At 67.1% G+C, this 14,692-nt stretch carries 14 protein-coding genes; 8 read left to right on the forward strand and 6 right to left on the reverse strand.

Annotated features, from left to right (window positions below):
- From CFB41_RS26125 to CFB41_RS26140, 4 genes are all read left to right on the forward strand, one after another.
- Positions 1-915: an ABC transporter ATP-binding protein gene (locus tag CFB41_RS26125; protein WP_089458445.1), complete on the forward strand. Its 915-nt coding sequence runs from the start codon at positions 1-3 to the stop codon at positions 913-915.
- Entirely contained in the window at positions 912-1,688 is a 777-nt protein-coding gene (locus tag CFB41_RS26130) for an ABC transporter ATP-binding protein (protein WP_089442201.1), read from the forward strand. The genes CFB41_RS26125 and CFB41_RS26130 overlap by 4 nt, the downstream gene beginning before the upstream one ends.
- 128 nt (positions 1,689-1,816) lie before the next feature.
- Positions 1,817-2,071: a GlsB/YeaQ/YmgE family stress response membrane protein gene (locus CFB41_RS26135; protein ID WP_089442200.1), complete on the forward strand. Its 255-nt coding sequence runs from the start codon at positions 1,817-1,819 to the stop codon at positions 2,069-2,071.
- A gap of 379 nt (positions 2,072-2,450) precedes the next feature.
- Complete coding sequence (locus CFB41_RS26140; RefSeq protein WP_089458446.1) at positions 2,451-2,786, forward strand: type 1 fimbrial protein; 336 nt, start codon at positions 2,451-2,453, stop codon at positions 2,784-2,786.
- A gap of 67 nt (positions 2,787-2,853) precedes the next feature.
- Here the strand turns inward: CFB41_RS26140 and CFB41_RS26145 are convergent, their stop codons facing one another.
- From CFB41_RS26145 to CFB41_RS26155, 3 genes are all read right to left on the reverse strand, one after another.
- On the reverse strand, positions 2,854-3,726 hold the full coding sequence (locus tag CFB41_RS26145; RefSeq protein WP_089442238.1) for a LysR substrate-binding domain-containing protein: 873 nt from the start codon (positions 3,724-3,726) through the stop codon (positions 2,854-2,856).
- Positions 3,727-3,832: 106 nt separating this feature from the next.
- A complete protein-coding gene (gene bla / locus CFB41_RS26150; protein WP_089458447.1) occupies positions 3,833-4,732 on the reverse strand; it encodes a class A beta-lactamase in 900 nt (299 codons plus the stop codon).
- 210 nt (positions 4,733-4,942) lie between these two features.
- The gene (locus tag CFB41_RS26155; protein WP_089458448.1) at positions 4,943-5,803 is read right to left on the reverse strand and encodes a peptidoglycan DD-metalloendopeptidase family protein; all 861 of its coding nucleotides are present in this window, start codon (positions 5,801-5,803) and stop codon (positions 4,943-4,945) included.
- 511 nt (positions 5,804-6,314) lie between these two features.
- Between CFB41_RS26155 and CFB41_RS26160 the strand changes: the two genes are divergently transcribed.
- The 3 genes from CFB41_RS26160 (at position 6,315) to CFB41_RS26170 (ending at position 10,314) form a co-directional block, all read left to right on the forward strand.
- Positions 6,315-7,211, forward strand: coding sequence for a LysR substrate-binding domain-containing protein (locus tag CFB41_RS26160; protein ID WP_089458449.1), 897 nt, complete (start codon positions 6,315-6,317; stop codon positions 7,209-7,211).
- A 46-nt stretch (positions 7,212-7,257) separates the two neighbouring features.
- Positions 7,258-7,644, forward strand: a complete 387-nt coding sequence (locus tag CFB41_RS26165) for an ester cyclase (protein ID WP_089458450.1) — start codon at positions 7,258-7,260, stop codon at positions 7,642-7,644.
- Between the two features lie 495 nt (positions 7,645-8,139).
- Positions 8,140-10,314 (forward strand): hypothetical protein, encoded by a 2,175-nt coding sequence (locus CFB41_RS26170; protein WP_089458451.1) that lies wholly within the window; start codon positions 8,140-8,142, stop codon positions 10,312-10,314.
- Between the two features lie 112 nt (positions 10,315-10,426).
- On the opposite strand, the gene CFB41_RS26175 is transcribed toward CFB41_RS26170, so the two are convergent.
- On the reverse strand, positions 10,427-11,167 hold the full coding sequence (locus CFB41_RS26175) for a sulfite exporter TauE/SafE family protein (protein WP_179250168.1): 741 nt from the start codon (positions 11,165-11,167) through the stop codon (positions 10,427-10,429).
- A 202-nt stretch (positions 11,168-11,369) separates the two neighbouring features.
- Positions 11,370-12,386, reverse strand: coding sequence for an aldo/keto reductase (locus tag CFB41_RS26180; protein WP_089458453.1), 1,017 nt, complete (start codon positions 12,384-12,386; stop codon positions 11,370-11,372).
- Between the two features lie 137 nt (positions 12,387-12,523).
- On the opposite strand from CFB41_RS26180, the gene CFB41_RS26185 reads away from it, so the two are divergent.
- Positions 12,524-13,435: a LysR family transcriptional regulator gene (locus tag CFB41_RS26185; RefSeq protein WP_089458454.1), complete on the forward strand. Its 912-nt coding sequence runs from the start codon at positions 12,524-12,526 to the stop codon at positions 13,433-13,435.
- 49 nt (positions 13,436-13,484) lie between these two features.
- Here the strand turns inward: CFB41_RS26185 and CFB41_RS26190 are convergent, their stop codons facing one another.
- Positions 13,485-14,639, reverse strand: coding sequence for a porin (locus tag CFB41_RS26190; protein WP_089458455.1), 1,155 nt, complete (start codon positions 14,637-14,639; stop codon positions 13,485-13,487).
- Positions 14,640-14,692: the final 53 nt, after the last annotated feature.

Below are 14,692 nucleotides of genomic sequence, written 5' to 3' on the forward strand. Positions count from 1 at the left end.
ATGCCCATGAATCCCGCCCCCTCGTCCGCGCCGCTCTGCGAGATCGACGGCCTGAAGATCGGCTTTCGCGGCCATGACGGCACCGTCACCGACGCCGTGCGCGACCTGTCGCTGACGCTCGCGCCCGGCGAACGGCTCGGCATCGTCGGCGAATCGGGCTCGGGCAAGTCGCTGACGGGCCGCGCACTGCTCGGCCTGCTGCCCGACGCCGCGCGCTGGTCGGCCCGCACGATGCGCTTCGCGGGCCACGACCTGCTCGCGATGTCGCCGGGCGAACGCCGGCGGCTGTGCGGCAGCCAGATGGGCATGATCCTGCAGGATCCGAAATATTCGCTGAACCCGGTGATGACGGTCGCGAAGCAGATGGGCGAGGCGTTCCGGCTGCACGAGCCGGGCCTGCGCGGCCGCGCGCTGCGCGAACGGATCGTCGACGCGCTCGCGGCCGTGCAGATCCGCGACCCCGCACGCGTCGCCGATGCGTATCCGCACGAGCTGTCGGGCGGCATGGGCCAGCGCGTGATGATCGCGATGATGGTGTCGACCGGCCCGCGCCTGCTGATCGCCGACGAGCCGACTTCCGCGCTCGACGTCGCCGTGTCGATGCAGGTGCTCGCGGTGCTCGACGCGATGATCGCGCGACACGACACGGGCCTGATGTTCATCAGCCACGACCTGCCGCTCGTGATGTCGTTCTGCGATCGCGTCGCGGTGATGTACGCGGGCCGCGTGGTCGAAACCTGCGCCGCGCGCGACCTGCGCGACGCATCCCATCCCTATACGCGCGGGCTGCTCGCGGCGAACCCGCCGCTCGCAAACCCGCCGGACGAACTGCCCGTGCTGCAGCGCGATCCGGCGTGGCTCGAGCCCACGCCGCACGCCGGCACGCCCGCCGATCGACAGGAGGCCGCACGATGATCGACGTCGATCACGCATCGATCCGTTTCCCGACCCGCACGGGTCACGTCGACGCCGTGCGCGATGCGAGCTTCGCGGTGCGCGACGGCGAGGTGTTCGGGCTCGTCGGCGAATCGGGTTCCGGCAAGTCGACGCTGCTGCGCGCGCTGACGGGCCTCGTGCCGCTCGCGTCCGGCAGCCTGTCGATCGACGGACGGCCGGTGGGCGGCACGCCCGATCGCGCCTTTCGCCGTCACGTGCAGATGGTGTTCCAGGATCCGTACGCGTCACTGCATCCGCGCTTCACGGTCGACCAGACGCTGCGCGAGCCGCTGTCGATCCATGGCATCGGCGACACCGATGCGCGCATCGCCCGCGCGCTGTCCGAGGTCGGCCTCGGCCCCGCGTTCCGGTTCCGCTATCCGCACCAGCTGTCGGGCGGCCAGCGACAGCGCGTCGCGATCGCGCGCGCGCTGATCGTCGAGCCGCGCGTGCTGCTGCTCGACGAGCCGACGTCGGCGCTCGACGTGTCGGTGCAGGCGGAGATCCTGAACCTGCTGCGCCGCCTGCATCGCGAACGCAACCTGACGATGATCCTCGTCAGCCACAACCTCGCGGTGATCGGCTTCCTGTGCCAGCGCGTCGCGGTGATGCAGCATGGCGAGATCGTCGAACAGCTGCGGGTCGAGGACGTACGCGCCGGGCGGGTGGCGCGCGACTACACGCGCACGCTGCTGAACGCGACCGAAGGCTATCGCCGTCTCGACCCGGTGGCGGGCGCGCCGGCGGCCTGACATCTGCGCGCCGCGCCGGCGTGCGATACTCCGCACGCCACGCGCCGCCCTGCCGCGCATGGAACCCTTGTGCGCCGCACGGGTCAACTTCCTTTCGTCAACAGCTCAACCGCAATAGGGAGGCGTTCATGCTGCAATTCATCGAAACCCTGGTCGTCGGGCTCATCGTCGGCCTCCTCGCCCGCGCGCTCAAGCCCGGCGACGACAAGATGGGGATCCTGATGACCATCGTGCTCGGCATCGTCGGCTCGCTGCTCGCCGGCTACGTCGGCCGCGCGGCCGGCTGGTACGCACCGGGCCAGGGCGCGGGCTGGATCGCGTCGATCATCGGCGCGATCGTGCTGCTCGTGGTCGTCGGCGCGGTACGCAAGCGCACGGCCTGAACGGCGCACCTTCGGCTTCAACACAAAACGGCCGCTCGGAAACGAGCGGCCGTTTTCTTTTGGATCGCCGATATTCACCTGCGCATCATTTCCACGATTCGTAAACTCGTTGACTTCGCAACGACCTGTCGGGACGACCCGCATCGGACGTCCGCTTTCCAGTCGAGCGTACAGCACCGGCATTACCCTGATTTGATATCTCGCAAATCAGGCATAGATTGAATTCAGCAATACGAAATCGTTTGTTGTTATCCCAAATTTGCAATTTTCCACTCAAGAGTTTCGATGGTTTTGCCGTTTACGCATACAGCATCGCAGCGTTAGACGGACTGCCACCCGAGCGGCCCCGCTGCGACGCGCTTCCTCTCTGGAGCCTGTCATGAAGCATCGCCCTATCGCCGCCTCGTTCGTCCTGGCTGCTTCGCTTCTGGCCACTTCCTCGTCCTTCGCCGCCGGCGCGTCCGGCACCATCTATTTTTCCGGCATGATCGTCGAGCCACCCTGCTCGTTCGCGGTCGATACGGCCGATGTCGCTCGCGGGCAGGTCCGTCCTGACTGTCCGCGCCCGGCCTCCGGCCAGATCGCGTTCGTCGACGCGGCGAGCCAGCAGGCCATCAAGACCACGACCTTTACCCAGGCCTCGCGCGCAATCGTTTTACCGAACCGTCCGGGCAACAACCACGCGCCGATGATCGCCGTCGTGACGTACCAGTAAAGCCGTCCGCCGGCGCGGGATCCAGCGGATTCCGCGCGCCGGTTCGGCGTAGCTGCGTGATCGCCGGTCAATCGCGATGGCGCGCGATCCAGTCGCTGAACGCGCGGATCTTCTGCTGGTTGCCGAGGTTCTCGGGATAGACGAAGAAATAGCGCGCGCCCGTCTCGAGCACGATGTCGAACGGACGCTCCAGCCGGCGCGCGCTGACGTCGTCGTCGACGAGCGTCACGTCGCCGATCGCGACGCCGAAGCCCTGCATCGCCGCGTTCGTCGCGAGATCGAGCGTGTCGAACGTCGGCCCGCGCGCGGGATCGACGCCGCGCTCGCCGGCGTGATCGAGCCACGCGCGCCAGTCGCGGTGGTCACGCGTCGGATGCAGCAACGTATGGCGCGCGAGATCGCCGACCGCGTCGAGCGGCGACGTCTGCCGCAATTCGGGCGCGCAGACGGGCGTCAGCCGCTCGTCGAACAGCGGCAGCGCGAACACGCCGGCGCCCGGCGACGTGCCGTAGACAACGGCCGCATCGAACGGCTCCGTCGAGAAATCGACGACGTGCTGCCACGCGGTCGTGATCTGCACATGGAGATCGGGATGCTCGCCCTGGAAGCGCATGATGCGCGGCAGCATCCAGCGCATCACGCAGGTCGGCACCTTCAGCGCGAGATCGGTGCGCTGCCGCGTGAGCCGCATCGAAATATCCTCGATCCGCGCGAAGCTCTCGTTGACCACCGGCAGCAACTGCTCGCCCTCCGCCGTCAGCGTGAGGCCCTTCGCATGCCGCTTGAACAACGGGAAACCGTAATGCGCCTCGAGCGTCTGGATCTGCCGGCTTACCGCGCCCTGCGTGATGCACAGCTGCTCGGCCGCGCGCGTGAAGCTGCGGTGGCGGGCCACCGTCGAGAAGATCTGCAGCGCGTGCAGGGGCGGAAGTCGGCGCATGAAGAAGGCAAACGGAAAAACGGCGCGGAAGAACCGCGCGCCGACCCCGGCGCGCACTGTCCGACACGATAAGCCAAACGCCCGCTTTGCGCGAGGCGCGGGACGCTCAGGCCGTCGCGGTGAGCGCGCCCGCCACGATGCGCGCCGCCGACGCGACGACGTCCGCGCGGGCCGCCGCGGCGGCCTGCGGCTGCGTGAACGACACGGCCATCACGATCGGCGCACGCGACGGCGGCCACAGCACGGCGACGTCGGTCGTCGTGCCGTAGCCGCCCGTGCCGGCCTTGTCGGCGATGCGCCAGCCGGGCGGCACGCCTGCCGCGATGCCGGTCGCGCCGCGCGCGCCGCCGACCATCCATTCCGTCAGTCGCGCGCGCTGCGGCTCCTGCAGCGTGTTGCCGAGCAGCAGCCGCTGCAGCGTGTCGACCATCTCGACCGGCGTGGATGTATCGCGTTCGTCGCCGGGCGCGGCGTTGTTCAGTTCGGGTTCCCAGTGATCGAGGCGGAACGACATGTCACCGCTTGTGCGCGCGAACGCCGTGACGGCCTGCGGGCCGCCGAGTACGCCCATCAGCAGGTTGCCGGCACCCTTGTCGCCCGACTGCAGCATCGCCGCGCACAGCTGCTCGATCGTCATGCCCGTGTCGACGTGGCTTTCCGTGATCGGCGAGCCCGCAACGATTTCATAGCGGCGGTACAGGATGCGGCGCGGCAGCAGCGACGCGTCGAGCGAGCCGCGCGCGAGCATCGCGGCCGCCGCGGCGACCGCATACGTGCCGCACAGCGGGAAGCGCTCGCGCGCATGGTGCGCGATGCGCACGCCGTTCGACGTATCGAGCGCGGCGACGCCGAGCCGGCCATTCGAGGCCTTCTCGAGCGTGGTCAATTCAGCCTGGGCGGTGTGGGCGCGCCCCTGGTCGGCGACCGGCGCGGACGTGCACGCGGCAACGAACGGCGCGGCAACGGCGGCAAGCAACAGCGAGCGGCGTGTCGGAGAGTGTTCCATGAATGTCGTGAGTTCTGTCGGAATCGGTGGCACGAAGCAGCTCGGGCACGCGTCGAAGCAGCGTGCCCGTTCACGCCGGCGGCCGGCCCGCGACGGCCTACGCCGCGCATCCCCGAAAGACGACCGCCGGCCCCGCGAAGCGCGGGACTTGCATGAACAGACCCTAGCGTAGCAGCGACCGCCGCGCCGTTCCAGCGAAACGGCCCGGCGTCACCCTTGCGACGAAGGCAGATACGGCATCGGATTGACCGGCTTGCCGTCGCGTCGCACTTCGAACAGCAGCGCGACACGCGAGTTGTCGAGGTCGCCCATCTCGGCGATCTCGTCGCCCTGGCGCACGATGTCGCCCGTCTTCACGAGCAGCTTGCGGTTGTGCGCATACGCGGTCAGGAAATCCGCGTTGTGCTGGACGATGATCAGGCTGCCGTAGTCGTTCAGGCCGGTGCCCGCGTACATCACGCGGCCGTCGGCCGCGGCGCGGACCGGGTCGCCCGGCCGGCCGGCGATCTGGATGCCGCGGTTCTGTCCCGGCCGGAAGCCGTCGACGATCTTGCCGCTCGCCGGCCACTTGAGCGCGACGCCGCCCGCATGCCGCTTCGTTTCCTTGACGACCTGACGGTCGCTCGCATTCGACGCGGTGGTCTGCGCGGCGGCCGGGTTGCTCGCCGCATCGTTGCCCGACGCCGACGATGCGGCCACCTGCGTGCCGGCCGCGCCCGGCGCCGGCAACGGCTGCTGCTTGACGATGCGCAGCACCTGCCCCATGCGCAGCCTGCCGTTCGCGCCCAGCTTGTTCCAGGTGCGCAGGTCGGCCACGCTGCAGCCGTTCGCGGACGCGATGCCCGTCAGCGTGTCGCCGCGCTTCACGACGTACTTCTGCGCGACGAGAATCGGCGCCGGCGGCGGCGTACTGGCCGACGGCGCAGCGGCGGGCTGGCTCGACGGCGAAGGCTGTCCCGCCAGCGTGTCGCTCGGCGGAACGGACTGCGTGCTTGCACAACCGGCCATGACGAGCACGACTGCCAGGCCTGGCAGCCACGCCGCGTTGCGGTGAATCTCGCGCGTTTTCATGGACGATCCGACTCCGGTTTGACAATCTTTCAAGCATCTCAAAAACGGAACGGCCGACGTGTAACCGGATGCAAACAATGATGACAAACGATCACGAACCGGATGCCGGCCGGCATTCGCTACCGGTAATACGGTCCGATTCAGGAAAACTTGATGGTCTTTTGGCAGGAAGGCGGAAGAATTTTCGTCGCGGGAAACTATGACGATTGAATTTCAATAGGCACTAGGCAGCCATCGCCGCGACGTTCAACGCAACCACGCGGCGAATTCGGAACACGCCCACGCGATGCCGATGCACAGGAACAGCACGTGCAACGCGATCTTGAACGACACGCCCCACGACGGATCGATCTGCATGACAGGCTCCCCGGTTGATGTGCGGCCATGATCCGTCAACGATCGCGCCCCGAAAATGCGGAACCGGCGAATCGGGCCTCAAGCTGCGCCTGAGACCCCGGCCGCGGTTCCCTGCTAACTTAACGGCCATTCCAATACGATTGCCCCACCCATCATGCGCTTCGACCTGACCGACCTGCGGCTTTTCCTGAACATCTGCGAGGCCGGCACGATCACGAGCGGCGCCGAGCGGACTCACATCACGCTGCAGGCCGCGAGCGAGCGCATCCGCGGCATGGAGGACGAGCTCGGCGTGCCGCTGCTGCACCGGACCAAGTCGGGCGCGCAGGCCACCGATGCGGGCCGCGCGCTCGAACACCACGCGCGCACCGTGCTGCAGCAGATCGACCACATGCGCGGCGAACTGCAGCAATACGGCCAGGGGCTGCGCGGACATATCCGGCTGCTGTGCAACACGGCGTCGCTGAGCGAATACCTGCCCGACGCGCTGGCCGACTACCTGCCGCATCATCCGAAGCTGTCGATCAGCGTCGAGGAACGCTCGAGCCAGGAGATCGTGCATGCGATCCGCAACAAGACGGCCGAGGTCGGCATCGTCGCCGATTCGGTCGGGCTCGGCGGGCTCGAACAGAAGCCGTTCCGCGAGGACTGGCTGATCGTCGTCGTGCCGGCCGCGCATCCGCTCGCGTCGCAGGAGAAGATTGCATTCGACTCGATCGTCCATGCCGACTTCATCGGCCTCACCGACGGCAGCGCACTGCAGGTGCATCTCGCCGACCAGGCGCGCGTGCTCGGCAAGCGGATCCGCTATCGTGTGCAGTTGAAGAGCTTCGATGCGATCTGCCGCGTGATCGCGAGCGGCGTGGGCATCGGCATCGTGTCGCGCCATGCGGCCGAGCGCGCGATGCAGACGATGGACGTGCGGCTCGTCGAGCTGTCCGATGCGTGGAGCCATCGTCGGCTGAAGCTGTGCGCGCGGTCGTTCGATGCGCTGCCGAAGTACACGCGGGAGTTCGTCGCGTTCCTGTCCGGCGAAACCACGCCGCAGTGACACGCGCCGCATCCGACTCATCTCGTCGATACAAGGAGGCACGGCCATGACCGACACCGATCTCGCAACCCGCTACCGCGCATACATCGACTGCCTGAACCGGCAGGACTGGCCGGCGCTCGGCGAATATGTCGCCGACCACGTGATCCACAACGACCGGCCGCTCGGCCTCGCCGGTTACCGCGCGATGCTGGAACAGGACTTCCGCGACATTCCCGATCTCCGTTTCGACATCCGGCTGCTCGTGTGCGAGCCGCCGCGCATCGCCTGCCGGCTGCGCTTCGCCTGTTCGCCGAGCGGGACGTTCATGGGGCTCGCCGTCGACGGCCGGAAGGTCACGTTCTGCGAGAACGTGTTCTACGAGTTTCACGACGGCAAGATCCGCCAGGTCTGGTCGGTGATCGACAAGACGGCGATCGAGGCACAGCTTTAGGCTCGACGGAACGGCGTGGCAGCCGGTCGCCATCGCGCCCGATGTCCGTCGAATTCATCCCGATCCTTATGGATAACGTTTTCTTTCGAAATTCAGCGAACCCGCATCGGCGCACATTCCTTCTAGCCATCGCTTCCGAATCGGCGTCCTTCGCCGCACCCTGCCTCACCAAGAAGAAATACCGGTAAATCCTGCAACATTTCGTTCTCCCCCTTCACTCCCGCCTTCCCACCATCCGGGTTTTTCCCGCCCCGCCAGACGTGAAAGTTCATTGACATCACGCCGATCGCTGCATAAATTAGGAAAACGTTTTCCATCAACGCAGCGCGACGCTCATCACAGCCCGTGCAGGGAGAACGCTTGCCCGCTCGATAAGTGATTCAGGCCGTCCGTCTTCAGGGATCAGGGTTGCAGGACGGCGGCCGGGTACGGGCATCGAGCGCGGCAACGGCCACACCCGCCCGTGCTTCATCACTATTCAAAACTGGAGACACAATGCATCCGCGCAGCAGATTCGCGCTCGGCGCCGCGCTCAGCGCCCTTTCCGTCCTGTTCGTCAGCGCCTGCGGCGGCAACGACGTGACCGACACACCGCCACCGTCGTCATCTTCGCCGCCCCCGTCCACGACACCGACACTCGCGCCGAACTCGCTGCAGGCGCTCGTCTACGGCGCACCCGACACCAGCGTGCCGGCCGGCGCGAACATTCCGGTCACGATGATGGGCCAGATGCGCGCACTGTTCGACCTGATCCGGAAATCGCCCGACTTCACGCAGGTCGTGATGGATCTCGGCGACGGCACGCCGGTCCACGTGCTCGACACGAACACCGGCGACAAATTCCTGCCGGGCAAGCTCGCGCTCGGCCTGTCGTACATCCTGATCGACATGAAGTCGAAGAACGATCCGCAGTACGCCAGCTACCTCGCGACGTACCAGACGATCACGACCGCGATGATGGCGCAGTCGGGCAGCAACTACACGTACGCGAATACGTCCTGGGGCGAGTACTACTACCTCGTCGCGCTGAACAACCTGAAAGCGCACGGGATGCTCAACGAAGTCTTCAGCGATGCGATGCTCGCGACGCTGCAGCAACGCCTCACCTTCTGCGACATGTTCGGCCCCGATGCGAGCGGCAAGACCAATACGTGCCCCGCCGCCGGCACGCCGATCGACATCGCATCACTCAACACCGCACAGAACTACTATGCGGTGTCCTACGGAATTGCCGGGCTGCGTCAGAAGCTCGGCTGGAGCAGCCCGTCGTTTGCATCGAAGACCGATCCGTCGGTCGCGACGATGGGCGCGCGCGACGCGCTGTTGTACACGCTCACGAACCATATCCGTAACGACTCGTCGGGCGGGTTCTCGGACGAAGCGTCGAACACGCACACGACCTACTACGACCAGGCGCGCTTCGACCGCTACAGCACGCTGCTGATCGGAGAAGTGACCGAGCGCACGTTCGAGATGGGTAACGAGGCGAACCTCACGCCCGAGCTGAAGGGCTACCTGCGCAAGTCGGTCGACCTGATCCTGCCGCAGCTGAACGCGAACGGCCAGGGCTTCAACTACGGCCGCTCGATCGGCCCGTACGGCGATTCGGCGTTCATGGAAGTGCTGACGGCCGCGGCCAATGCCGGCGTGCTGACCGACCAGGAAAAGCAGGTTGCATACAAGTTCATCTACCAGGCCGCGCAGCGTTTCGACACATACTGGTACGACCCGTCGCTGCCGACGCCGTCGGTGAACATGTGGGTCAAGGGCCGCGGCACGGACGCGTATCGCGGCAAGCCGCGCGTGATGGGCGAGAACTTCAGCCTGCTGCACCAGTACCTGTACGTGAACGCGTGGTGGAACAAGCTCGGCTTCGGCGGCAAGGCGCCGATGGCCGATACGGACTACAACGCGTGGCTCGACGCGCTGCCGCACTACACGCTCACCTGGTACAACCAGCCGGGCGACACCGCGCATCCGTACAGCGCGGCGCTCGTCACCGTGCGCGACGGCCGGCGCGTGATCAACCTGAACCTCAGCCAGGCGCCCGACTACAACTCGTACACGCCGTACTACCCGGTGCCGTTCTCCGACAAGCTGATCTACGGCACGACCGATCTCGGCTACGCGCTGCTGGTGCCGCAGGTGTCGTACAACGGGAAGACCTACATTCCCGTCACGTACTACAAGAACCTGAACGTCCAGCAAGGCAACGGGCAGGTGATCGTGTCGTTCGATACCGCGAAGTTCCGGCTCGCGTCGAAGAATGCGGCATACACGACGGATCTCGACCTGCAGGTGCATACGGTGCTGACGTTCGCGCACGGTTCGGTCGCCCGCAGCGATACGCTGAGCACGGGTACGCTCACCGGCAACCTGTCGGTCGAAACGGACTTCACGTCGTTCGCGGATTTCGCGTCGACGCAGGCGAACGGCGACGGCGTGTCGGTCACCTACGCGAACAGCGCCGCGACCGGCTATGCGGCGTCCGGGTTCGACACCTGCGCGCTGTCGGCCTTCGACACGGTGAACGGCACGACGAATCCGCTGTCGACGACGCCGATCGGCCAGTTGCATTCGAACTTCGCCTGCACGACGAAGCCGTTTGCCCTCGGCGCGGGCGCGACCCGCACGTTCGGGTGGACGCTGAAGTACGCCGATCCGGCCTGAGCGAGGTGACCTACGTCCGGTGAACGCGCCTGAAGCCCGCGGTTGTCGAAACCGGCTTCGGGCGCGTCACGGACAGCGGACCGCGGGCATCGCGCTCGTCAGCGAGGCCCGCTTACAGCCACCCCGAAGCCGCCATATACGCGCCGAGCGCGATCAGCCCGACGAAGAAGCAGCGCTTGAACGCCTTCTCGCTCATCACACGCCGAGCATATTGCCCGCCGGCCATGCCCGCCAGCGCCGGCACGAGTGCGAGCGCCGACACGCCGAGATCGACCGTCTCCAGTGTGCCCGTCACACGCAACTGCAGGCCGAGCACGATCGTCGATGCGGTGAACGACAGCCCGAGCGCCTGGATCAGGTCGTCCTTCGACAGCCGCAGCGCCTGCAGGTACGGCACGGCCGGCACGACGAACACGCCGGTCGCGGCCGTCACGACACCCGTCAGGTAGCCGACCACGGCCGACAGCCATGTTTCATGGCGACCCGGCGCGGGCAGCCGCGCGGCGGCCAGCCCCCACAGCCCGTAGAGGATCAGCACCACGCCGAGCGCCGCATGCGTCCAGGTGCTGCCGGCCGCGAGCGCAGGCAGCCCGCCTGTCAGCGTGCCGATCGTCAGGCCGGCGAGCAGCGGCCACAGCCGGCGCAGCAACGGCCCGAACGACGGGCCGAGCCACAACTGCCACACGTTGGTGACGAACGACGGCACGAGCAGCAGGCTCGCGGCGGCCGACGGCGGCATCGCGAGCGTCAGCAGCCCCATCGCGATCGTCGGCAGCCCGAGCCCGATCATCCCCTTGACCGCGCCGGCCAGCAGGAAGACCACCGCGATGATCGTCAGCGTATGAACTTGCATGAAAGGCATTCCGTCCGGTTGAGTACGGCGCCGATGGTGAACCCCGATCGCGCCGCTCGCCATCTGGTTTTGCCTGAGGCTGGCTAGGGCTTGCCGGATGGGGCGGCGGCGCGGTTATGGCGATGGGCCCAGCCCCAGCCCCAGCCCTCAGATTCGAGCCGAATACGGAGCCTGTGCCGAAACCATTGCCGATCCGCGCCGATCAGTCCCCGTGAGAGGCCCCCTGTCCCTGCTCGCTATCGAGGTGCGCCATCTGTGCGGCCGGATAACGCTCGCCGGCAGCCGCCCCGGCGGGAACCGCCGCTTCGATGCGAGCGATGTCATTGACCGTTAGTTGCATTTCAGACGCCTGCAACGCATCCTGAAGCTGCGTGCGCTTGCGCGCGCCGATCAGCGGCACGATATCGCCGCCGCGCGACAGCACCCACGCGATCGCGACCTGCGCCGGATTGCTGCCCTTCTCGTCGGCGACTGCACGCAGCGCGTCGACGAGCGCGAGGTTGTGCGCGAGGTTCTCGCCCTGGAAGCGCGGGCTCGCCGCGCGGAAATCGCGCTCGCCTTCCCGCGCGGTGCTCCAGCGTCCGCCCAGCAGCCCGCGCGACAACACGCCGTAAGCCGTCACGCCGATCCCGAGTGCGCGGCACGCGGGCAGGATCCCGGCCTCGATGCCGCGCGACAACAGCGAATACTCGATCTGCAGGTCGGAGATCGGCGCGACGGCGGCCGCGCGGCGGATCGTGTCGACGCCGGCTTCCGACAGGCCGATGTGGCGCACGTACCCGGCCTTCACGAGATCGGCGATCGCACCGATCGTCTCCTCGATCGGCACGGCCGGATCGACGCGCGCCGGCCGATAGATGTCGATGTAGTCGGTGCCGAGCCGTTTCAGCGAGTACGCGACGAAGTTGCGGATCGCCACCGGCCGCGCGTCGTAGCCGGCAAACCCGCCGGCCGGATCGCGCAGCGCACCGAATTTCACGCTGATCAGCACCTGGTCGCGTGCCCGGCCGCGCAGCGCGTCGCGGATCAGCATCTCGTTGTCGCCCATCCCGTAGAAATCGCCGGTGTCGAGCATCGTGATGCCGTGGTCGAGCGCCGCGTGCAGCGTCGCGATGCTTTCGTCGCGGTCGGCCGGGCCGTAGAAGTCCGACATCCCCATGCAGCCGAGCGCAATTGCCGACACCCGCGGGCCGGTCCGGCCCAGTTCACGCGTTTCCATATCCGTTTCCTCGAGTGATGAATGAACAGGCCGGATTCTGGGCGCATCGCGGCGCGCGATAAACGCGAAACACTCAACCAAACCATTCGACGCTGATTAACAATGGAGCCTGCTCTCCACCCACGCACCCGCCCCGCATGGATCATCTGCAAGCAATGCGCATCTTCGCGCGCGTCGCCCATCTCGGCAGCTTCACGAAAGCGGCCGAACAGCTGCACCTGCCGCGCCCGACGGTCAGCAACGCCGTCCAGTATCTGGAAAAGCACCTGAAGGTCCGCCTGCTGCAGCGCACGACGCGGCGCGTCGCGCTGACGGCCGAAGGCGCGACCTACTACGAGCGCTGCATGCGGCTGCTGGCCGATCTGGACGACGCGGAAACGCTGTTCGAGGACGCCGGCACGACGCCGCGCGGCGCGATCCGCGTCGACCTGCCCGAACGTTTCGCGCTGAACCAGGTGATTCCGGCGCTGCCGGGTTTCCATGCGCGCTACCCCGACCTGCGCGTCGTGATCGGCACGACCGACCGCTTCGTCGATCTCGTCGCCGACGGCATCGACTGCGCGGTACGGGTCGGCGCGATGTCCGATACGTCGCTCGTCGCGCGGCGCATCGGCGAACTGGCGCAGATCAATTGCGCGGCGCCCGCGTATCTCGAGCGGCACGGCACGCCGCGCTCGCCTGACGAGTTGCCGGACCACGTCGCGGTCGGCTATTTCTCGAGCCGCACGGGCCGCGAGCTGGACTGGGAATATGCGGATATGGATTCGGGCCAGCTGCACGCGGTCAAGATGCGCAGCGTCGTATCGGTCAACAGCTCGCAGGCGTATCTCGCATGCTGCCTCGCGGGCCTCGGGCTGATCCAGGCGCCGCGCGAAGGGCTCGGGCCGCTGCTCGCCGACGGCTCGCTGGTGGAGGTACTGCCGGAATGGAATGCCAGGCCGCTGCCCGTGTCGGTGGTGTTTCCGACCGGCCGGCATCTCGCGCCGCGCGTGCGGATCTTCGTCGACTGGCTCGCGGATACGCTCGGGAGCAACCCGCGGGCAGACTGACGGCAGCGGGCGCCGAGGCGCTCGGCCTCGGCACTGCCCGCCCACCCGATCAGAACTTGTGGCGGATCGCGGCGCGCACCGCGAACTGGTTCGACGACGCCGACGGGCCGTCCGTGCCGACCACGTAGCCGCCGTCGGCCGCCGTGCCGGTCTTGTCGCCGCCCACCTTCTGCCAGGCGCCCTGCAGGTACACATCGGTGCGCTTCGACAGGCTGTAGTCGGCCATCAGGCCGACCGTGTGGTATTTCGGCTTGAACGTTCCGGCCGCGGCATCGTACTTGCCGTCCGTGTACACGTACTGCGCGCCGAGATAGAAATCGGGCGTGAGCTGGTACTTGCCGTTGATCTCGAAGTTCTGGAACTTCGTCGCGGTCAGCCCGAGGCCGGCGAACGTCGACGCCGGCAGGTAGACGGTCGACACCGGGTTCTTCACGTCCGTCTTCGTGTAGACGAAGCCGAGCGTAGCCGGGCCGAACGTGTAGTTGACGCCGCCGCCGAAGATCCGCAGGCGATCGGCGACGAAGTTGGCGTCATCCGCCGAGATCGCGCCCGCGCTGCCGATACCCGGGTTGTTCGCCTGCAGGTACGCCGCCGCCACCTGCAGCCCGGCCAGCGAATACTGCGCGCCGAGGCTGTACTGACGGTTGTTCGAGAAGCCGGTGCTGTTGCTGAAGCTGTACGTGCCGCCGAACGTCAGGCCGTTCCAGTCGGCGCTCGCATACTTGACCGTGTTGTTGACGCGGAACGAATTGTCCGTGTTGTCGTTGTCGAACGGGTGCGAGAACAGCGTGCCGCCCCAGTTGCCGTTCGCCGTGAGCGGCGCGAGATAGTCGACGACAGAATCGTACTGACGGCCGAAGGTCAGCGTGCCGAAGCGCGGCGCGCTCAGCCCGACGAACGCCTGGCGGCCGAACATGCGGCCGCCCTGGCCGAGCCGGCCGTTGTTCACGTCAAAGCCGTTTTCCAGCGTGAAGATCGCCTTCAGCCCGCCGCCGAGATCCTCGCTGCCCTTCAGGCCCCAGCGGCTGCCCTGCGCATAGCCGCTCGCCAGCTGGTAATTCGTTTTTCCGACCCCATTGACGTTGACGTTGTTCGTGTAATTGAAGCCTTCATCGATCACACCGTACAGCGTCACACTGTTCTGGGCGAAGACCGGCGCGGCGAAAGCGGCTAGCGCGGCGGTAAAAATGATGTGCTTCTTCATGACGGTTCTCCGGAGCCGGGGGCCGGGCAGGGTCGAGTGCCCGGCGAATGTTT

It is taken from the genome of Burkholderia sp. AU33803 (assembly GCF_002223095.1).
In the GTDB taxonomy this organism is placed as follows: Bacteria; Pseudomonadota; Gammaproteobacteria; order Burkholderiales; family Burkholderiaceae; genus Burkholderia.